General features: G+C 74.7%; 5 protein-coding genes. 1 reads left to right on the plus strand and 4 read right to left on the minus strand.

Annotated features, from left to right (window positions below):
• Nucleotides 1-82: 82 nt before the first annotated feature.
• The 4 genes from ACZ7P3_RS34530 to ACZ7P3_RS34545 form a co-directional block, all read right to left on the minus strand.
• The gene (locus ACZ7P3_RS34530) at nt 83-1222 is read right to left on the minus strand and encodes an alpha/beta hydrolase (RefSeq protein WP_472087748.1); all 1140 of its coding nucleotides are present in this window, start codon (nt 1220-1222) and stop codon (nt 83-85) included.
• Complete coding sequence (locus ACZ7P3_RS34535; protein ID WP_472087749.1) at nt 1219-3735, minus strand: thioester reductase domain-containing protein; 2517 nt, start codon at nt 3733-3735, stop codon at nt 1219-1221. Before ACZ7P3_RS34535 ends, ACZ7P3_RS34530 begins: the two co-directional genes overlap by 4 nt.
• Nucleotides 3736-3768: 33 nt before the next feature.
• Nucleotides 3769-18129 carry an SDR family NAD(P)-dependent oxidoreductase gene (locus ACZ7P3_RS34540; RefSeq protein WP_472087751.1) on the minus strand — a complete coding sequence of 4787 codons (14361 nt, stop codon included), beginning with the start codon at nt 18127-18129 and terminating at the stop codon, nt 3769-3771.
• A 155-nt stretch (nt 18130-18284) separates the two neighbouring features.
• The gene (locus tag ACZ7P3_RS34545) at nt 18285-20012 is read right to left on the minus strand and encodes a fatty acyl-AMP ligase (protein WP_472087752.1); all 1728 of its coding nucleotides are present in this window, start codon (nt 20010-20012) and stop codon (nt 18285-18287) included.
• Between the two features lie 335 nt (nt 20013-20347).
• Between ACZ7P3_RS34545 and ACZ7P3_RS34550 the strand changes: the two genes are divergently transcribed.
• On the plus strand, nt 20348-21442 hold the full coding sequence (locus ACZ7P3_RS34550) for a baeRF3 domain-containing protein (protein ID WP_472087753.1): 1095 nt from the start codon (nt 20348-20350) through the stop codon (nt 21440-21442).
• The last annotated feature ends 18 nt before the right edge of the window (nt 21443-21460 follow it).

Consider the following 21460-nt stretch of genomic DNA (forward strand, 5'->3'; position numbering starts at 1 on the left):
CGCCGGGAGATTCTCACGGGTGCCCGCCCGGAGACCCCACCGGTGTCCGCCGGGGACTCCCACCGGTGTCCGCCGGGAGTCCTCACTGCTGTCCGCCGAGGAATTCGACGATGTGCCCGAACACGTCGAGGGCGGCGCCCCGGCCGAGGAAGGTGTCCAGGTGGCCGTAACCGGGGATCTCGGTGTACGAGACGTCCAGCTGCGGCTGCCGGTGGGCCAGCACCTCGTGGCAGAGCCGCTGCGAGTCCAGCCACAGCCCGTTCTCGCTGCCCGCGAGCAGCAGCACCGGGGTGTCGATGCGGCCGGCTGCGTCCAGCGCGTTGGGCGGCAGCGCCCGGTAGCGGTGGTCGGTGTCGTGCCAGCGCACCACGCTGCGGGCCAGCTCGATCCGGCGCAGGTGGGGCAGGATCCACAGCGGTGCGGGGCCGAGGAGCTCGGCGAGCCGGTCGTGGGTGACGGCGTCCAGGTTCTCGTGCACGAAGAGTGAGGCACCCGTGCCCCAGGCCGAGTTGTGCAGGATCTGACAGGTCGGGTCCGGACAGCTCGCCCTGCGGGAGGCCAGGGCGAACAGCGGCGTGTACTTCGACCACAGGCCCACCTTGCGGAAGTCGACCGGGATGTGGTCGATCCGCGTCTTCAGCAGCTCCCCGGCCACGGACATCCGCAGCGAGGTCCGGCCCGCCAGCTTCGGCGTCAGGAACACCCCTTGGGACACCACACCGGCCAGGCCCGGGACCAGCCCGGCCGCCATGCTCATCGAGAGGGTGAGCGAGCCGATGCAGTGGGCGATGACGGACAGCGGCCGCTCTCCGATGCGCTGACGTATGTGGGCGACGGCCTCGGGGATGTCGTACAGCGCCACGTCGTCGTAGGTGTACCGGCGGCCGGTCTCGTTGTAGGGCAGCCGGCAGCTGCCCCGCCAGTCCAGCAGCCAGGGCTCGTAGCCCTCGTCGAGCAGGACGTCGACGAGGTTGCGGATCTCCGGCAGCAGGAACATGTCGGCGGAGGCCGTGTGTCCGTGCAGGAGCAGGACGGCCGGGCGGTTCGGCTCGCCGGTGTCCACGCGGGTCAGGCCGAGGCGGACGCCGTCGCTCGCGCGCAGCGGTATCTCCTCGATGCGGGCCGGGTCGAGGCGGTGCCGCAGGGGGCGCAGGGCCGCGCCGGTGCGGACCTTGCGGAGCGCCGGCCGGGCCGTCCGGGAGGGGGTGGTCCTGAAGATCATCGGTGGTGCTCCGTGAGGGTCGGGGTGCGACGCAGGTCGAGCAGGTCCGCGGCGGCCCGGGCGAAGGGGGCGACGAGGCCGCGGCCCATCTCGAGGCCGAACCAGGCGAGCCAGGTCAGCTTGGCGGCGCGCTTCTCCTGGCCGGTCAGACGCGGGTCGACCTTGATGCCGTCGATCTGGTCGCGGACGTAGGAGTCGGCGGGTACGACGACCTCGCCCAGCAGGCTCGCGGCCTCGCCCTCGCGGCCGATCTCCACGGTGAGCGCGCGGGTCTGCCGCCACAGGTCACGGCGGGCCCGGGCGTATTTGCGGCCCTCCAGCCACCACAGGCCGCCGTCCGGGTCGCGCAGCGTCAGCCGGTAGCGCAGGAGCTGGTGCCTGAGGCCGTGCTGCTGCGGGATGCCCTCGTCGGGGCGGACCCAGACGTCGCCGCGCTCGACGGTCAGCGGAGCGGGGTGGATCGCGGTGCAGGTCACCGTGCCGGCTACGTCCACCCGGCGCTCCTTGACCAGCTGGTACATGCTCGCGATGGACAGGGTCAGCGCCATCGAGCACGGGGTCTCGGCGGCGGCGCCGACCGGGCCGACCGTGCCCTCGGTCGTCTCGGCGAACCAGAGGTAGGGCTGGTCGTCCTTGTGCGGGAGCCGGGCCAGGCCGTCACCGGCGAGCTTCTCGAAGGTCTTCAGCTGTGCCTGGGCGTCGTAGCGGGCGGCGGGGGTGAGGCCGAGGGCGGCGACCAGGGCGTCGGTCCGCTCGGCGCCGGCGGCGGGGCCCTTGAGGGTGGCCTCGCACAGCTTCAGCGCGGTGGGGCTCTGCAACACCCGGGAGAGGAAGCCGAGTTCGGGTACCGGCTCGGCCTCCAGACGGGCGAGGGTGTCGGTGCGCCACTCGTCCCAGTCCTGGACGCGTACGTGCATGCCGCCGAAGGCCATGTCCCGGACGACGTCGTCCAGGGTGTTGGGCACACCCGTGAGGTTGTAGTCGAAGCCCCAGGCGTCGGGCTCGCAGACGGCGGCGACCGCGACCCGGCTGACCCAGTCCACCGGGGCCGCGTTGAGGTAGCGGAACGCCGGTACGGTGCGGAAGCGGCCGAAGGCGGAGATCAGCCCGCTGCTGAGGTCCTGCGGGTTGTAGGCGCCGGTCCTGGTGTGGCCGCCGATACCGCCCGGCCGCAGCGCGGTGACGACGAGTCCGTGGTCGCGGGCACGGCGCAGGGCCACCTCGGCGGCCCACTTGGACTGGTCGTAGCCGGAGACGAGCCGGTCCACGTGCGCCAGCGGGTCGTCCTCGCCCATCGAGGTGATGCCGACCTCGTTGAAGACCGCGACGGACGAGATGTGGTGCAGCGGCTTGGGGCGGCCGGTCGCGGCGAGTTCGGCCAGGGTGAGCGCGCCGAGGACGTTGCTGCCGCGCAGCGACTGGTAGCCGCGCAGGAAGTCCACGGCGGCCGCCACGGCGACGACGCTGTCGAGTTCGTGCGCGAGCGTGTGCCACTGTTCGTCGGTCAGGCCCAGGCGGGGACGGCGGATGTCGCCGGGCAGCACGGTGATGCGGCGGCGCACCTCCGAGGACCACGGCAGCCGGTAGCTGCGCAGCTGGGCGCCGAGCCGTTCGGTCGCGGCCGCCTCGTCGGCCGCGCGGACCAGGCAGTACACGTGGGCGTCGGAGTGCCGCAGCAGGTCGAGCAGCATGTGGCTGCCGAGGAAGCCGGTGGCGCCGGTCAGCAGGATGCGGCGCGGCGGCAGCGGTTCGGGTACGTCGGTGAAGGGCAGCCGGTCGGCGAGGGCGAGGTCGGCCAGGATCTGGTCGAGGTCCTCCCGCCGGGCCCGGGAACGGGCGTCGCCGTCGCGGTACGGGCTGCTCGGTACGGCGGGCGGGGTGCGGGGGGCCGGGACGGGCAGGGTGCCCGGAGCAGGTGCGGGGGTCGCCAGGGGGGCCGGCGGGGCCGAGGGGGCCATGGCCGAAGACGGCCCGGCGGCGGGCCTCATGGGCGTCACGGCCGAAGACGTCGCCGCCGAAGACGTCAGCGCCGCGGGCGTCTCGGCCGAGGGGACCGCCGAGGGGACCGCCGAGGGGACCGCCGACGCGGCGGAGGGCGTCGACGCGGCGGAGGAGGCCTCTGCCGTCGTGCCCCCGAGCAGCGGCAGCCACCTCCGGGCCAGGCTGATGGGCCGGGCGTCGGCGAAGATCTCGTCGAGCTCGACCTCGATGCCCAGCTCGCCCTCCAGTTCGGCGACCAGCTCCACCGCGTGGACGGAGGTGCCGCCCGCGTCGAAGAAGTCGGCGTCCGGTGCCAGCCGGCCGGCCGGCAGATGGCGGCCGGCCGCGGCGGCGATGGTCGCCGTCAGACCGTCCAGATCCGGGACCTGGGCGGGGGCGGGCCCGGTCACCGCGCCCGCAGCCCGGACCTTGGCCAGCAGGCCGGCCACGCCGAGTCCGCCGTCGCTCCGTTCGATCGACTCGGCGATCGCCCGGCGGCCGGCCGTCGCCGGATCCTCGTTCACGTCACGCATGAGAGCCCTTCGCGTTGTGCTTGGTCGTGTTCCTCACTGCTGCTCCCAGGAGCGGAACGCCCGCAGGTGTTCGGGCGTGGCGACGACGTCCAGCCGCCCGTCGTCCGGGTCGGCTCCGCCGAGCGCGGCGAGCAGCCGGCGGGCCGGGGCGTTGCGCGGGGTGCGCTCCGCGGTGAACCGGACCTTGGCGCAGCCCAGCTCCTCGGCCCGGTCGGCGAGACGGGCGAGCAGCCGTTCCTCGACGCCCCGGCCGAGGGCCCGGCAGCTCATCAGCCAGGCGAGGACGTCGAGCCGGTCCCCGTCGGCCCTGACCGCGAGGAGTGCGATCTGGCCGTAGTCGCCGAACCGGTCCCGGGCCGCCGCCGTCCACACCTCGCCCTGCTCGCGCCAGCGGGCGAGGTCGCCGCCGTCGGCGGTACGGGCACGCAGGGTGAACTGGTTGGTCCGGCGCACGAGTTGCTCACCGCGCTCGACGTCGTCCTCGCCCAGCTCCCTGATGTCGACTTCGAGGTCCAGCCGGGCCAGGAACTCCTCGAAGCCGGCGCCCGCACGGGCGGCGTCCCGCTCCTGCTCCTGTGCGTAGAACCGGGCACGCAGGCCGTCCTCGGCGGTCGCCGCCCGAGGGACCAGGGGCCACAGCCGGAGCATGAACGAGGTGAGTTCGGCGGCGGGCGGGCAGGTCACGGACAGCACCTGCGGCAGCGCCGAGCGCATCTTGGCGATCTCGGCCGGGTTGTCGTCCAGGAACAGGAAGCTGTCCAGGCCGAGATTGAGGGTGCGGGCGGCCTCGGCGAGCCGGCCCGGCTTGGGGCCCCAGGCGGCGGACAGCACGCTGAAGTGCTCGGCCTTCAGCACACTGTCGGGACGGTCCAGGACGGCACGGACGGTGGCCTCGTCGTTGTTGCTGACCAGCACGAGCAGTGCGCCCGCTGCCCGCCACCGGAGCAGCCTGCGGGCCAGCAGCGCGCGCGGCCCGGTGAGGTCCACCGCTTCCGGACCGGCCTCGCCCGCCACTCCGCCCCACAGGGTCTCGTCGCCGTCGACGGCGATCACCTTGGGCGCGGGACGTCGTACCGCCCGGACGACCTCGGCCAGACGCAGCGCGACGGCCGCCTGGAAGGCCGGGGTGAAGGGCAGGTGCGCCAGGCGCTCGGTGCGCTCGTCGAAGTGGTCCTCGACGCGGTGGTGCCGGGTCCACTCGTCGGGTCCGAGCACCGCGATGCCGGGCAGTTCGGCCAGGTCGGCGGCGAGCCCGCGCTCCCAGGCGAGGAGGCGTTCCGCTGCCCGGGCCGTGGGCAGGATACCGACGACCAGGGGCCTGCGGGTGCGCTCGGCGAGGGACTTCAGCGCGGCCGGGTAGGCGGTGCGCAGTTCGGCGAGGACCTTGTCGTCCACCGGTCCGAAGCGCTCCAGGTCGGCGGCCCGCAGCAGGACGACGCCCACCGCGGTGTCCGGGGCGGCGAGCACGCCGGACGGATCCTGCACGGCGGCGAGGACCTGGTGGTACGGCGCCTCGGTGACGCTCGCCCGGTCGTCCTCCAGGGCCGCCTCGCACATCAGGGGCAGATCGCCGAGCGCGAAGGTGGCGGCGAGAGCGAGCCGCGGGCCCTCGGCCGGAGCCCGCCGTGGGTCTTCGGCCCGAGCCTGCCGTGGGTCCTCGACCGCAACCTGCCGCGACTCCTCGGCCGGAGTCCGTTCCAGGGCCGCCGGAATCTCCCGGACGGTCCCGACCTCGGGCCCAGCACCGGTACCGACCGCCGTGTCCTCCCGTACCGCCCTGGTCCCGGCGGCCGCGTTCTCCCCCACCGTCCCGGTCGCGTCCTCGGCCGTCTCGGCGAGCAGCCGCAGGAACTCCTCACCGAGCCCGGTCGCGGTGTCCGCGTCGAGGATGTCGAGGTTGTGGTCGAGGCGGACGGTGCCGGCGTCCGGGGTCATGGTGACCATCAGGTCGAGGTCGGTGTGACCGGCCCCGGCGGGAAGCACTTCGAGGTTCTGCAACCGGCCCGAGAAACGGACGTAGTTGAAGTAGACCTCGACCAGGGGCGCGTTGGCGCGGTTCAGGCCCTGGCGGGCGAGGGTGGCGAGGACGTCGGAGAACATGGCGCCCTTGGCCAGGATCTGCTGCAGCCGGCTGTCGGTGCGCACCAGTACGTCGGCCACCCGCTCACCCGCCGTCGCCTGGGCGGGGAAGGGCACGGGGACGCCGAAGAAGCCCACCGCGCCGTACGCGTCGGCGTGGATGCGGGTGTCCACGGGCACAGCGAGCACGAACCGTTCCCGCTGCCGCTTCCTGGCCAGCAGCACGGTGAGGGTGCCGAGGCTGAACGCGGCGGGGGTGACTCCCAGGCCGCTCGCCGCGGCCGAGACGCGTTCCACAAGCCCGTCGGGCACGGTCAGGGTGACGCTCCCGGCCCGGTAGGAGCGGGTCTCGGGGCGTGGCCGGGCGAGGGTCAGGTCGAGGCGTTCGCTGCCCTGGAAGGCCGCGCGCCACTCGTCGCCGGGGCCGTCGCCGCCGCCTTGCTGGGCCTCGATCAGCAGATGAATGTCCCGGTTGGTGACGGTGGCGTCCAGCGGTGTGCCGGAGAGTTCGGCGTCGATCTCCGCCGCCACCAGGAGCAGGGACTGCAGGTCGCTGACCGCGTGGTGGGCACCGAAGACCAGGATCTGGCCCTGCGGGCCGCCGTCGACCAGTTCGAACCTCCACAGTGGCGGGGTGGCCAGGTCGAACGGCGGCTCGAGGAGCAGGCGCAGCCGCTCGGCGGCCGTCGCGGTCGTGCCTTCGGCCTCGCCGTCGGTCCACCGCAGCAGCGGCACGGGCAGCGCGCGGTCCACCCGCAGCTGCCGTCCGCCCTCGGCGCCGGTGACGACGGATGTGCGCAGGGCCGCGTGCCGGGCGGCGAGCCGGTCGAGGATGCCGGTGAGGGACTCCCGGGTGACCGCAGTGGTCAGCCGCACGGCCAGGCCGACGCCGTGGGCCGCGTCGGGCATGTCGGGCCGGGCGCTGCGCAGGAGTCGTACGACGTCCCGGGTCGCGGGCCGCAGTTCGGTCTCGGGCACCTCCTGGGCGGGTGCGTCCGCGGGTGCGCCCTGGGCGCGGGCGGTCGGTGCGGCGCGCTCGGGCAGGGCCTCGCCGAGGACGCGGGCGAGGCCACGGATGTCGGCGGCGGAGAACACTTCGGCGGCCGGGAGTTCCACACCCAGCTCACGGGCGAAGGCGTTGCGCAGCCGGACCAGCATCAGGGAGTCCAGGCCGAGTTCCTTCAGTGCCGTGGTGGCGAACACGTCCACCGCGCCGCCGGAGACCTCGCCGACGCGGGCCCGCACATAGGCTTCGAGCCATTCGGTGCGCTCCTGCGCGGTGGCGACCGCGAACACCTTCTGCACGAGGTCGTCGGTGTCGCCGCCGCCGGTCGGGACGGACACCAGGTCGGCCAGGAGGGGGCGGCTGCGGGCCGCGTCCGGGTCCAGGGCGAGCAGGTCCCAGTCGAGGGCGATCGGGGCGAGCTGGCGGCGGTCGGTGGTCAGCACCCGTTCGAACAGTTCGCCGCCGTCCTGCGGGGAGAAGGCGACCAGGCCCGAACGGCTGGTCTCGGCGGCCCTGGTGCCGGACCCGGCGACCATGCCGACGCCGGACCAGGCGCCCCAGTCCAGGCTCAGCGCCCGCCTGCCGGACCGGGAGAGGTGGTGCGCCCAGGCGTCGAGGAAGGCGTTGGCTGCGGAGTACGGGCTCTGTCCCGCCGAGCCCAGCAGACCGGCCGCCGAGGCGAACAGGACCAGGTTCCGGGCCTCCGGGACCAGTTCGGTGAGCAGGGCGGTGCCGAGCACCTTGGGTGCGAGGACGCGCCGCACGCGTTCGTCGGTGAGGTTGGCCAGTGTGGCGTCGTCCAGGACACCGGCGGCGTGGACCACGGTGGTGACGGGGCCGGCCTCGCGGCGTACGGCGTCCAGGGCGGCGGCGAGTGCGGGGCGGTCGGCGACGTCGGCGCGGGGCAGGTGCACGGTGACCCCCTGCTGCTCCAGGCCGCGGATCCAGGTGGTGGCGGCCGCGTCGGGCGTGCCGCGACTCAGCAGGGCGAGGCGCCGGGCGCCCCTGCGCACCAGCCGTTCGGCGACGACACGGCCGAGGCCGCCGAGGCCGCCGGTGATCAGGTGCACGCCGTCCGGCAGTTCGGCGGAGTGGCCGTCGTCGGGGCGGGTGCGGGCCAGGCGCGGGACGAGGCGGCCGGCGCCGCGCAGTGCGACGAGGCGTTCGTCGTCGGCGTGCCACAGCTGCGTCCACAGCGACTCGGTGCCGCCGTCGGCGGGCAGGTCGACCAGTGTGGTGGCGAGTTCGGGGTGCTCCTGGGCCACGGCGAGGCCGAAGCCCCAGGCGAGGGCCTGCTGCGGATGCGTCACCGCCGTGCTGTCGTCGGCGGCCTGGCTGCCGCGTACGACGACGAACAGGCGCGGTGCCCGGCCCTGCGGCCGTTCGCGCCCGGCGAGGGCGCGGACCAGGTGCAGGGTGGTCAGGCAGCACAGCCTCGCCGCTTCCTCTGCGCTGTGCTCGTCGCGGACCGGCGGGGCGTCGAGCGCGGACAGCTGGACCACCCGGGCGGGCGGGGCGTCCGCGAACGCGTCGTCCAGGAGCCGGGCCAGGTGGGCCGGTTCGGCCGGGTCGAGGACGTAGCGGCCGGGGCCCTCGATGCGGTACGCGGTGCCTCGGCGGGCTAGGACGTACGGCGCCGAGTCGCCGAGGCGGTCGGCCAGTTCGCCGGCGACGCCGCTCTCGTCGGCGAGGACGAGCCAAGTGCCCTCGGCGGGCTGGTCCTGGGGTGCGGGGCGGGGCTGCCAGCGGGTCTCGAAGAGGGCGCCGTCCAGCGGGGAGAGCGCGGCGAGCCGGAACTCGTCGGCCGCCAGCACGAGTCGGCCGTCCTCGTCCCACAGGCGCAGGTCGAGCAGGGCGGTGTCGCCGTCCACCGAGCGCAGGTCGCAGCTCACCCAGGCCGGTGCGGTGCGCAGGCCGGTGAACCGTACGCGTCCGGCGCCGGCGGGCACGAAGGCCCTGCCGGCGGGTGCGTCCGCGGGCAGCGCGGCGCAGTGGAAGGAGGCGTCGAGCGTGGCGGGGTGCAGGAGGTGGCCGGCGGCGGGCCGGGCGGCCAGGCGGGCGACCGCGGTCGTGCGGCCGTCGCGGTGGCCCTCCTGAAGGCCCCGGAAGGCGGGGCCGTAGTCGATACCGAGGGCGGCGAGGCCGGCGTAGACGGCGGGCAGGTCGACCGGCTCGGTGCAGCGCTCGCGCAGCGCGGCGAGGGCCGGTGCGGCATCAGCGCCGGGTTGCGGTGCGGTGGCGATCCGCCCGGTCACGTGCTGGTGCCACTGGCGCTCACCGGCCGGGGCGGATGCGACGGTGAAGTCCCGGAAGCCGTCCTCGGCGGCCCTCAGCACCAACTGCAGCCGTACGGGGCGGCCGGTGTCCAGGCGCAGGGGCTGGAGGAACCGCACGTCGGCCAGGTGCACCTCGTCGTGGTCGGAGAGGGCGGCGGCGGCCTCCAGCGCCATGTCGAGGAAGGCGGCGCCCGGCAGCCAGACCTCGCCGGTGACCCGGTGGTCGGTGAGGTAGGCGAAGCGGCTGTCGTCGAGGTCGATCTCGCTCTGGAAGAGGTCGCGGCCGGGTTCGTCGCTGGCCTGGACGTGGGTGCCGAGCAGCGGTGAACCGTCGCCGGAGGCCGAGTGGACGGGGGCGAGCCAGTGGCGTTCGCGGGCGAAGGCGTAGGTGGGCAGGTCCGCGCGGCGGCCGTGCGGGAAGAGCGCCGTCCAGTCGGGCGTGTGCCCGGCCGTGTACAGCTCCCCCAGCCTGCCGAGGAGTACCTCGTGTCCGTCCCGGCCGCGGTGCAGCGAGCCGATTCCGGCCGCGCCGGTTCCGGCTTCGGCGGCGATCGCCTCGATGGCCGAGGTCAGCGAGGGATGCGGGCTGAGTTCCACGAAGTGGCGGTAGCCGTCGTCCAGCATCCGGCGGATCGTTTCCGCGAAGCGGACCGGCTGCCGGAGGTTGGCGAACCAGTAGCCGGCGTCCAGGCTGTCCCCCATGACCGGTCCGGCCAGCACGGACGAGTAGAGCGCCGTCGCGGTGCGGGTGCCGCGGATACCGGAGAAGCGTTCCAGCAGTTCGGCCCGCAGGGGTTCCATGAGCGGGGTGTGCGAGGCGAACGGCGTCGACAGGACGCGGCAGGGGACGCCCCGCTCCTCGAGCCGGTGGCGCAGCTCACCGAGCGCGTCGGACTCGCCGGAGACGGCGGTGGCGCCGGGGCTGTTGACCGCGCCCACGAAGAGCCGGCCGGCGTAGGGGACGAGCAGGTCCTCGACCTCGGCGGACGGCAGTTCCACGGCGAGCATGCCGCCGTGCCCGACGAGCGGCACCACCGCGGCCGCCCGGCCGGTGACGGCGGTCACGGCCTCGTCCAGGGTAAGGGCTCCGGCACTGTAGGCGGCGGCGATCTCGCCGAGGCTGTGGCCGACGACCGCGTCCGGGGCGATGCCGAGTTCCCGCCAGGCGGCGGCCAGGGCCGCGTTGACGGCGAAGAGCACCGGCTGGAGGTATTCGGTGCGGTCGAGCGGGGAGAACTCCTCCGGTGCGCGCAGCACGTTGAGCACGGACCAGCCGGCGTGCCGCTCGACAGCCGCGTCGATCCGGGTCAGCTCCGTGCGGAAGGCCTCGCTGTGGGACAGCAGCCCCAGCCCCATGCCGGTCCACTGGCCGCCGTGCCCGGCGAACACGAAGGCCACCTTGCCGTTCTGGTCCTCGCGCGGCGCGGGCACCGGCTTGCGTCCGCTGCCCACCGCCTTGAGGGAGGAGAGCAGTTCGTCCCGGTCGCCCGCGACGACCGCGGTACGCCACTCGAGGTGGCTGCGGTGCCGGGCCAGGGTGTGGGCGACGTCCGGGAGGGCGGTGTCGGCGCTGACGTACCGGGCGAGCCGGTCCGCCTGTCCGCGCAGCCCGGCCTCGCTGCGGCCGGAGAGCACGAACAGCCGCTTCCCGTCCGGCAGTTCCCGGGTGGCCGGGGACGGCGCGGCCGGGGCCTCCTCCACGATGACGTGGGCGTTGGTCCCGCTGATGCCGAAGGCGCTGATTCCGGCCCGCCGCACCCGCCCTTCCTCCGCCGGCCAGGCGACCGGCTCCTGGAGCAGCCGCAGCCCGCTGCCCTCCCACTCGACGTGGCGGCTCGGCGTGCCGGCGTGCAGGGTGCGCGGGAGGGTCTGGCGGCGCAGTGACTGCACGACCTTGATCAGTCCTGCGACGCCCGAAGCGGCCTGTACGTGACCGATGTTGGACTTCAGCGACCCCAGGTACAGCGGCCGGTCCTCGGGGCGGGTGTCCGCGAAGACCTCGGCCAGGGCACCCGCCTCGATCGGATCGCCGAGGGTGGTCCCGGTGCCGTGCGCCTCGATGTGGTCGATGTCGGCCGGTGCCAGCCCGGACAGCTCCAGCGCGCGGCGGATCACGTCCACCTGGGCCGGGCCGTTGGGCGCGGACAGGCCCTGGCTGCGGCCGTCCTGGTTGACGGCGGTGCCGCGCAGCACGGCCAGCACCTCGTCGCCGTCCCGTTCGGCGTCGCTCAGCCGCTTGAGGACGAGCATGCCCGCGCCCTCGGCCCAGCTCGCGCCGTCGGCGTCGTCGGAGAAGGAGCGGCAGCGGCCGGTCGGGGACAGGCCGCGCAGACGGCTGAACTCCACGAAGGTCTGCGGAGTCACCATCAGGGTCACACCGCCGGCCAGGGCCAGATCGCACTCTCCCAGGCGCAGCGCCTGGGCGGCCAGATGGGTCGCGACCAGCGAGGAGGAACAGGCCGTGTCCACGGTCAGCGCCGGTCCGTGCAGGCCGAGCGCGTACGCAAGGCGTCCGGAGGCGACGCTGAGCGCCGAGCCGGTGCCGACGTAGCCGTCGAGCTGGTCGAGGCGGGAGCCCGCCAGGTAGTCGCTGCCGAACATGCCGACGTAGACGCCGGTGGTGCTGCCGGCGAGCCGGGCGGGCACGATCCCGGCGCGTTCCAGCGCCTCCCAGGACGTCTCCAGGAGCAGCCGCTGCTGCGGGTCCATGGCGGCGGCCTCCTTCGGGGTGATGCCGAAGAAGCCCGCGTCGAAGGACTCGATGTCGTCCAGGAAGCCGCCCTCACGGGCGTAGGACTTGCCGAGGGCGTCCGGGTCGGGGTCGTACAGCGCGTCCACGTCCCAGCGTCCGGCGGGGAACGGGCCGACCGCGTCCCGGCCGTCGGCGACCAGCTGCCACAGGCCGTCCGGGTCGCTCACCCCGCCGGGCAGCCGGCAGGCCATGGCCACGACGGCGATCGGTTCGTCGGTGGCGGCCCGCCGGACTCGCTGCGGTGGGGCCGGGTTCGGGCGGGCGGTCCGGCCGAGGGCGTGGCCGAGGAGGTACGCGGCGAGGCGGTCCGCGGTTGGGTGGTCGAACAGGAGGGTGGCGGGCAGGCGGGCGCCGAGCCGGGCGCCGATGCGGTTGCGCAGTTCGACGGCGGTGACGGAGTCCATGCCGAGCTCGCGCAGCGGCTGGTCGGGGCGGACGGACTCGGCCGAGCGCAGACCGAGGGCGCGCGAGGTCTCCTCGCGGACCAGGGCGAGCACGCGCTCGGCCCGCTCGGCCTCCGGCAGCCGGGCCAGCCGGTCGGCCAGGGCCTCGCCGGCGGGTCCGCCGGGGTGTGCGCCGGAGTGCTGGGCGGGCAGCAGCGAGCGCCACAGAGCGGTGTCCGCGGCGCCCGACTCGCGCAGCCGCGGCAGGTCGAGGGCCCAGGCGACCAGGTGCGGTGCGCCCTGGCGCAGGGACAGCTCCACGAGGTCACGGCCCTGGTCCGGGGTGAGGGCGCGGTGGCCGAGCCGGGCCATGCGGTCCAGGTCGGCGTGGGCTGCGGCGAGGCCCTCGCCGGCCCAGGCGCCGAAGGAGACGGAGCTGCCGGGCAGGCCCAGGGCCCGCCGGTGCCGGGCCAGTTGGTCGAGGAAGACGTTGGCGGCCGCGTAGTTGCCCTGGCCCGCGTTGCCGACCACACCGGCGGCCGAGGACACGAGCAGGAACAGGGCCGGCGGGGCGTCCGCGGTGAGCCGGTGCAGATGGACGGCCCCGTCGACCTTGGGCCGCAGCACCCGCGCCAGCCGCTCGGGGGTCAGCTCGGCGATCACACCGTCGTCGAGGATCCCGGCACAGTGCACGACGCCCTTCAGGGGCAGCTCCTCCCCCACCCGGGCGAGGACGCCGGCGACGGCGGCCGGGTCGGTGACGTCGCACGCGACGACCTCGGTCTCGCTGCCCAGCGCGGTCAGCTCGGCGACCGTCTCGGCCGTGCGGGGGTCCTCGGCGCCCTTGCGGGCCGTCAGCACGAGCCGGGGAACGCCTCGTCGGGCGAACAGACGCGCGATGTGGCGCCCTACGGCTCCCAGGCCACCGGTGATCAGGACGGTTCCGTCGGTGGGGACGGTCCCGGCCGTGGGGACGGTTCCGTCGGTGGCGACGGTCCCGGCCGTGGGGGCTGTCCCGGCCGTGGAAGCAGTCCCGGCTGTGGGGACGGTCCCGGCCGTGGGCTGCTGGTGCTGGTGCCCGGCCGGCCCGCGCAGAGCGTCCGCGGGCCGGGCGCGTACCAGCCGCGGTACGCACAGCACCCCTTCGCGCAGGGCGAGTTCGGGCTCGTCACCCAGGCCGACGGCCGCCCCGAGCGCTGCCACGGGGTCGCCGTCGTCGAGGTCGAGGAGCGTCAGCCCGAGGTCCGGGTGTTCGGCACGGGCACTGCGCGCCAGGCCCCACAGCACCGACCGGGCGTACCCGGGGGCCGGGTCGCCGTCGGCGGCGGCGATCGCGCCGCGCGTCACCCAGACGGTCCGTGCGGGCGCCTGCTCGCCGGGGAGGGCGATGAGGGCCTGCAGTTCGGCGAGGGCGGCGGCAGCCGACTCGTGGGCCACGGCGGCCGGTTGCGCGTCCGGTGCCGGGCGTGGCCAGAATCGTACGACGACCTCGCCGCCCCGAGCGCTGCCGTCCAGGCCGCTGCCGTCCAGGCCGCTGCCGTCCAGGCCGCGCCGGGCGGCCTCGGCCTGCGGGTCGGCCGGGTCGCCCACCACGGTCCAGGTGAGGTCCGGTGCGACGGCGGGCGGCTCCTCGGCCACGGCCGTCCACGCCACCTCGTACAGGTGCCGCGCGTTCTCCGAGGCTGCATCGAGGTCGGCCGGGTCGGCGGCGCGCAGCCGCACTGCCTCCAGCCGCCCGGCAGACAGGCCGTCGGCGTCCCACAGGGTGACGTCCAGCGTGACGTCCGTGGCAGAGCCGCCGGTGCGCCGGACGTGCGCGGTCAGGTCGCCCGTGCCGCTCCAGGGCAGGACGCAGCGGCCCACGGCGACGGGGAGCAGGGCGCGTCCGTCGGCCGTGCCGAGGGCGGCGGTCACATGGAGGGCGGCGTCCAGCAGGGCCGGGTGCAGCGGGTACGGGTCGGCGACGTCACGGGCGGTGGCCGGCAGGGACAGACGGGCGAGGAGTTCTCCGTCGCCGGTCGTGACCGCCGACCGTACGCCCTGGAAGGCGGGCCCGTAGCCGAGGCCGAGAGCTGCGAGACGGTCGTACGTCTGCCCGCTCCAGGCCTCTTCGGCGGTGTCGGGCCACACCGGGGGGCGGCCCGCGGCGGACGCGGACGGCTCGGCCGCCGAGGCGGTGGCGTGCAGGGTCCAGCCGATGGCGTGCGGGCCCCGCGGGCGGCTGTGCACCGTGATCTCGGGCGCGGGGCCGGTGGTGACCACCTCGACGGAGACCTCGACCGTGCCGGCGGCGGGCAGTACGAGAGGGCTGAGCAGAAGGAGGTCGGTGAGGTCGGCCGCCCGGTCCGGGCGGGCCGCGGCGAGCGCGGCGCGGCACAGCTCCATCAGGGTGGTGCCGGAGACCACGGTGCGGCCGAACACGGTGTGGTCGGGCAGCCAGTCCGCGGTGGCCTGCGACCACTCGTTGCGGAAGGTCCAGCGGGTCTCGTCGGCGGCCTGGAGCTGGATGCCGAGGAACGGGTGCGCGGCGCGGTCGAAGAGGGCGGGGCCGCCGGTGGCGGTGTCCGGGTCGGTCCAGTGGCGCTGCGGGTCCCAGGCGTAGGTCGGCAGGTCGGCGGTGGCGGCGTCGGGGACCAGCCGGCGCCAGTCGACGCGCCGTCCGCGCACATGGAGTTCGGCGGCGGCCCGGTCCATGCGGGCCGGTCCGCTCTCGTCCCGGCGCAGCGAGCCGACGGCGGTCAGATCGTGTCCGTTGTCCTCACCGATGGTGCGCAGCGCGGTGAGCAGGGCCGGGTGGGGGCTCAGTTCCACGAAGTGGCGGTAGCCGTCGGCGAGCATGCGCTCGACGGTGGGCGCGAAGCGGACGGTGTCGCGCAGATTGGTGTACCAGTGGTCCGCCTCCAGCTCCTCGGTGACCGGTTCGGCGGTGACCGTGGAGTACCAGGCGATGTCCGTCGGGTAGGTGGTGACGCCGTCGAGTTCGTCGAGGATCCGGTCGCGGACGGGTTCGACCCGGTCGCTGTGGGAGGCGTAGTCGACGTCGAGACGACGGACGAACACCTGGCGCGCCTCGAGCCCGGCGAGCAGGGACTCCAGCGGTTCGACGGCACCCGCGACGACGGTCGCGCGGGCGCTGTTGACGGCGGCGACGGAGACGGCACCGCCGAGGCCGTCCAGTGCGGCCCGGACCTCGGTGTGGGGCAGCGCGATCAGGGCCATGGTCCCGGTGCCGGACAGGCCGGTCAGGGCCTGGCTGCGCAGGGCGACCACGGCGGCCGCGTCGTTGAGGCTGAGCGCGCCGGCCACACAGGCCGCGGCGACCTCGCCCTGGCTGTGCCCGATCACGGCGTCCGGGCGGACGCCCCGGGCCCGCCACACGGCGGCCAGCGACACCATCACGGCGAACAGCACGGGCTGGACGACGTCCACCCGGTCCAGGGACGGGGCGCCCGCGTCGCCGCGCAGAACGGCCGTCACGGACCACTCGGTGAACGGGCGCAGGGCGGCGTCGCACCGGTCCAGCTCGTCGGCGAACACCGGGTCCCCCTCGAGCAGGTCGCGGCCCATCCCGGCCCACTGGCTGCCCTGCCCGGGGAAGACGAAGGCCAGCTTGCCGGCGGAGGCGGGCTGCTCGGGGCCCGCGGTGAGGTCCGGGTCGGGATGCCCGTCGGCTAGGGCCCGCAGGGCGTCCAGGAGCCGGGCGAGGTCGGGCGCCTGGACGACGGCCCGGTGGTCGAAGTGGGTGCGGTGGTGGGCGAGGGTCGCGGCAACCGCGGGGAGCGCCTGCTCCGGACGCGTTTCGAGGGCCCCGAGCAGCCGGGCGGCCTGACCGTGCAGCGAGGGGAGGCTACGGGCGGAGAGGGGGAAGAGGAGGGGAAGGACGGGAGGCTGCTCGGGAGCGGTCTGCCCTTCGGAGGCGAACTGCTCCTCACCATGCTGCCGTTCCCCGGAGGCCGGCTGTTCCTCACCGGTCCGCCGCCCTTCGGGAACGGGCCGCTCCTCAAGAACCTGCTCGCCCCCGGAGACGAGCTGCTCCACGGCGGCGTGCTGCCCTGCCGATATGAGCTGCTCCTCGGCGGCGTGCTGCCCCTCGGAGAGAAGCTGCACCTCAGGAGCCTGCTGCCCCTCGGAAACGAGCCCCTCCGCAAGAACCTGCTCCCCGCCGGAGGTGAACTGCTCCTCAGGAGTGCGCCGCCCTTCGGAAGCGAGCGGCTCCTCCGGAGCCTGCTGCCCTTCGGGTGCGGGGTTGCCCGGGAGTTCCGTTGCCGGGCCGGCTCCGGTGCGGGCCGGTGCCTCCTCCAGGACCACGTGGGCGTTGGTGCCGCTGATCCCGAACGCGCTGACCCCGGCCCGCCGCGTGCGGCCCGCGGCGCGCGGCCAGGCCTGTCCGGCGCTGTGCACGTGCAGGCCGCTGCCGTTCCAGTCGATGTGCTCGGTGAGACGTTCGGCGTGCAGGGACGCCGGGACGTGCTCGTGGCCGAGGGCGAGCACGGTCCTGATGACACCGGCGATGCCCGCGGCCGCCTGCGTGTGGCCGATGCGGGACTTCACGGAGCCGATGCCGAGCGGCCGGTCGGCGGGGCGGTCCGGACCGAACACATTGGCCAGTGCCCGCAGTTCGATGGGGTCGCCGAGCGGGGTGCCGGTGCCGTGGGCCTCGACGTGGTCCAGGTCGTGCGGAGCGAGTCCGGCCGCGTCCAGGGCGGCGCGCAGCACTCGTTCCTGTGCCGGGCCGTTGGGGGCGCTCAGGCCCTGGCTGCGGCCGTCCTGGTTGATCGCCGAGCCCTTGACGACGGCCAGGATCCGGTCGCCGTCCCGGCGTGCGTCCGCGAGCCGCTTGAGCAGGACGAGTCCGCAGCCCTCGGCCCAGACGACACCGTCCGCATCGGCGGAGAAGGGGCTGCACCGCCCGGACGGGGACAGCCCGCGCAGCCTGCTGAACTCGACGTGCCCGCGCGGGGTGACCAGCAGCGTGGCTCCGCCGGCCAGGGCGAGATCGCACTCCCCGCCCGCCAGGGCGCGCGCCGCCAGGTGCAGGGCGACCAGCGAGGACGAGCAGGCGGTGTCGACGGTCACCGCGGGCCCCTGCAGGCCGAGGGTGTAGGCGATGCGCCCGGAGGCCACGCTGGCCGCCGAGCCGGTGCCGACGTGCCCGTCGAGCTGGGCGAGCGAGGCGGCGGCGAGGTAGCCGCTGTCGTACAGGCCGAGGTAGACGCCGGTGGAGCTGCCGTTCAGGGACTCCGGGAGGATGCCGGCGCGCTCGAAGGTCTCCCAGGTGGTCTGCAGGAGCAGCCGCTGCTGGGGGTCCATGGCGGCGGCCTCGCGCGGGGAGATGCCGAAGAAGGCGGCGTCGAAGCGGTCGATACCGCCGTCGAGGAAGCCGCCGCGCAGGGTGTAGGCGGTGCCGGTGGCCTCGGGGTCGGGGTCGTACAGCCCGTTGGTGTCCCAACGGCCCGCCGGGACTTCGGAGATGACGTCCTGGTCGGCGGCGAGCAGCCGCCACAGGGCCTCGGGGTCGTCGGCTCCGCCGGGGAAGCGGCAGGCCATCGAGACGATCGCCACGTCGTCGGCCGGGACGGGCCGGTCCGCGGCGGGACTCGGCGCCGGCACCCGGGCGGGCGGCTGCGCGAAGACGGCGTCGGCCACCGCGGCGATGGTGGGGTGGTTGAAGACGAGCGACGGTTCCAGGGGGCGCCCGGTCAGCGTGGCCAGTTCGGCGGCCAGGGTGACCAACCCGCGCGATCCCAGGCCGAATTCGGCCAGCGGCCGGTCCGGGTCGATGTGCGCGGTGTCGGTCCCGGCCGCCTCGGCGACGGCCGATGCCAGCCAGGCCCGGACTCCCTCGGAGGTCGTCAGGGACGGCTCGGGGGTGTGCTGGGGGGACTCGTTCGCAGGCATCTGGGCAGGCGTCCTCGTGAACTCGGGCTCAGGCTGGATTCCGCACCGGGCGACGGATGCGCGGTACGGCGGAGGGAAGGGGCTGCGGCCCGTTGCGGGGGCCGCAGGGGGTGCCGGGCCGCCGGCGCCGCAGGGCGCACCGGCGGCCGGGCGGGTCACCCCACGGCGTCCGCGGCCGGCACCGAGGAGAGGGTGCCGTCGAGGTACGCGGTGCGGGTGGCGCGGCGCTGGATCTTCCCGCTGGAGGTCTTGGGGATCGTGCCGGGCCGGACGAGAACCACGTCACGCACGGACAGGCCGTGCGCTTCACCCACCGCGCTGCGGATCCGGTCGGTGATCTTCTCGGACTCGCCGGCCCTGTCGGGGGCGATCTCGGCGACGAGAACGGGCTGTTCGCCCCCACCTTCGGCGTCCACGGCGAAGGCCGCGGTGCAGCCGGGGCGCAGGGCCGGGTGCGCCAGTTCGGCGGTCAGCTCCAGGTCCTGCGGGTAGTGGTTGCGCCCGTCGATGACGATGAGGTCCTTCAGCCGGCCGGTGACGAAGAGTTCGCCGTCGCGCAGGAAGCCGAGGTCGCCGGTGCGCAGGAACCGGCCCTCGCGGCCGGGGAGCTGGGCGCGGAAGGTCTCGCGGGTGGCGAGGGTGTTGCGCCAGTAGCCCTTGGCGACGCTCGCCCCGCCCGCCCAGATCTCGCCGACCTCCCCCTCGGGCAGCTCCTGCTGTCCCTCGGGGTGGACGATCGCCACGGTCACGCCCGGGGCGGGCCGGCCGCAGCCGACGGCCGCCGCGTCGGCCTCGCCCGCGTTCGGGGCGCCGTCGGCGGCGGCGAGCAGCGTCGGCGGGGCGTGCACGGTGCCGCCGGTGACCATCAGGGTGGCCTCGGCCAGGCCGTAACAGGGGTAAAGGGCCTCGCGGCGGAATCCCGCGGGGCCGAAGGTGTCGGCGAAGCGGCGGAGCGTGGCCGCGCGCACCGGTTCGGCGCCGTTGAAGGCGACCTTCCACGTGCTGAGGTCCAGGCTGTCCAGGAGGTCCGGACCGGCGTGCTTCAGGCACAGCTCGTAGGCGAAGTTGGGGCCGCCGCTGGTGTGCGGGCGGTAGCGGCTGACGGCGGTGAGCCAGCGGGCCGGCTGCTGGAGGAAGTGCAGCGGGGAGAACAGGGTGGCGGTGGCGCCGAGGTACACCGTGTTCAGGACCGGGCCTATGAGCCCCATGTCGTGGTAGACCGGCAGCCAGCTGACGAACATCTCGTGGTCGTGCGCGGCGATCGCCTCGGGCGTGTGGCCCATGCGCTCGGTGATGACCCGCTCGTTGTCGAGGAGGTTGCCGTGGGTGACCGCGACACCGCGCGGGGCGGCGGTGGAACCGGAGGTGTACTGCAGGAACGCGACGGTGTCCGGGGCGAGTTCGGGTGTGCGCCAGACGGCCGCGGCGTCGTCGGGGATGTCCTCGGTGGCGACGCGGGCGATCCCGTCGAGTTCGGGCAGCTCCCCGGCCGTGGCGTCGAGCGCGGCGATCACGTCGCGGCCGCCCAGGATGACCTTGGCGTCCGCGTCGGCCAGCAGGCGCTTCATCCGGTTCAGTGCCCGGTGGTTCTGGGCCCGGCCCTGCGGGGGCACGCCGGGTACGGCGATCACGCCGGCCGAGAGGCAGCCCAGATAGGCGCAGATGAACTCCAGGCCGGGCGGGTACAGCAGCATGGCCCGCGAGCCGGCCAGTCCGTGCTCCTGCAGCCAGGCGGCGACGGCCCGGGAGCGGGTGGCCAGCCGGCCGTAGGTGAGTTCCTGGATCTCCCCGTCGCAGTCACCGGTCACGAGATGGCGGTACGCGGTGCGCTCGGGATGGTTGGAGGCGTGCTCGGTCAGTAAATCGACCAGGGAACGTGCCATGGGAGGTGTCTCACCTGTCTGAGTACGTGGGCGAGGAAGCGGGAGTGCGGACGTCCCGGTGCGCGACCGGACGGTACGTCGTCAACCCGGCTCCATTGCCGGGTCGTTGGGGACTCCCCGCACAGGGAGCCGGATGACTCCCCGTGATCCCCTCGCAGCAGGTTGCTACCAGCGAGTAGCACCTTAGCAGCCCAAATGATCGGCACGTCGAACGCATGTAAACGCCTTGTGTCCAAGCGAGTTGGCGCACCGCGTCCGAGATGTCACACACTGTGACGAGAGGTGCCGCTGTCAGCCCGAATGCCGGACCACTGAATCGGCCCTATCGTGCTGTCATGGAGCACGCACTCAGTCCCGGAACCCTTGCCGAACTGCGGCGCCCGCGTCCCTACCCGGCGGTGTCCGTGCTGACGCCGACGCACCGCCGCGAACCCGAGAACGGCCAGGATCCCGTCCGGCTGCGCAATGTGGTGGCCGAGGCGAGGAAACGGCTGGAATCCGACCCCTCGGTCACTCGGGAACGGCGCGCCGAAGTCGTGTCACAGCTCGACCGCGCGCTGGCGGAGGTGGACCTCGCGCACGCCGAGGACGGCCTGGTGATCTTCGCCGCCCCCGGTGAGCACCAGGTCTGGTCGCTGGCCCGCACCGTCCCCGAGCGGGTGGTGCTCGCGGACACCTTCCTCACCCGCAACCTGGTCTCCGCGCAGGCCGCCGAGCGGCCCTTCTGGGTGCTGTCGGTCTCCGCGGACCGCGTCACCCTGTGGAGCGGCGGGCCCGACCGGATCACGGAGGAGCACTCCGGCGGCTTCCCGCTGATGCACAACAGGGAGAACTTCGACGCCGAGCGGCAGATGCAGATCGGCGACCAGCCGAGCATTTTCCGGGACGAGGGCACCCGCCAGTACCTGCGCGATGCGGACATCGCCCTGAGCGCGGTGCTGCGTGACCAGCCCCGCCCGCTGTACATCACCGGCGAGCAGGCGGCGCTGTCCCTGCTGGACGAGGTCGGCACCGTCGCCCGATCCGGGGTACAGGTCCGGCACGGGGGCCTGGCCCACGCGGGCCCGGAGGCGGTGTGGCAGGCCCTGCGTCCGGTCCTGGAGGCGGAGGCCCGCAAGGACGCCACGTCCGTCGTCGGGGAACTCGTCTCGGCACGCGGGCACAAGTCCTTCGCGGCCGGGGTGGACGAGCTGTGGCAGAACGCCCGGGACGGGCGTGTCCGGCTCCTCGCGGTCGAGGAGAACTACCGGGTGACCGTCCGCGACGACGGCGGCCATCTCGTCCCGGCCGAGGCCGGTGACCTGGACGCCCGTGACGACATCGTGGACGAGATCGTCGAGCAGTGTCTGGAGACCGGCGCCGACGTCCGCTTCGTCCCCGACGGCACGCTGGGCGACGCCAACGGCATCGCGGGGGTGCTGCGGTACTGAGGCTCGGTCCGGGCGGCG

Source organism: Streptomyces sp. NPDC107581, from assembly GCF_055657175.1.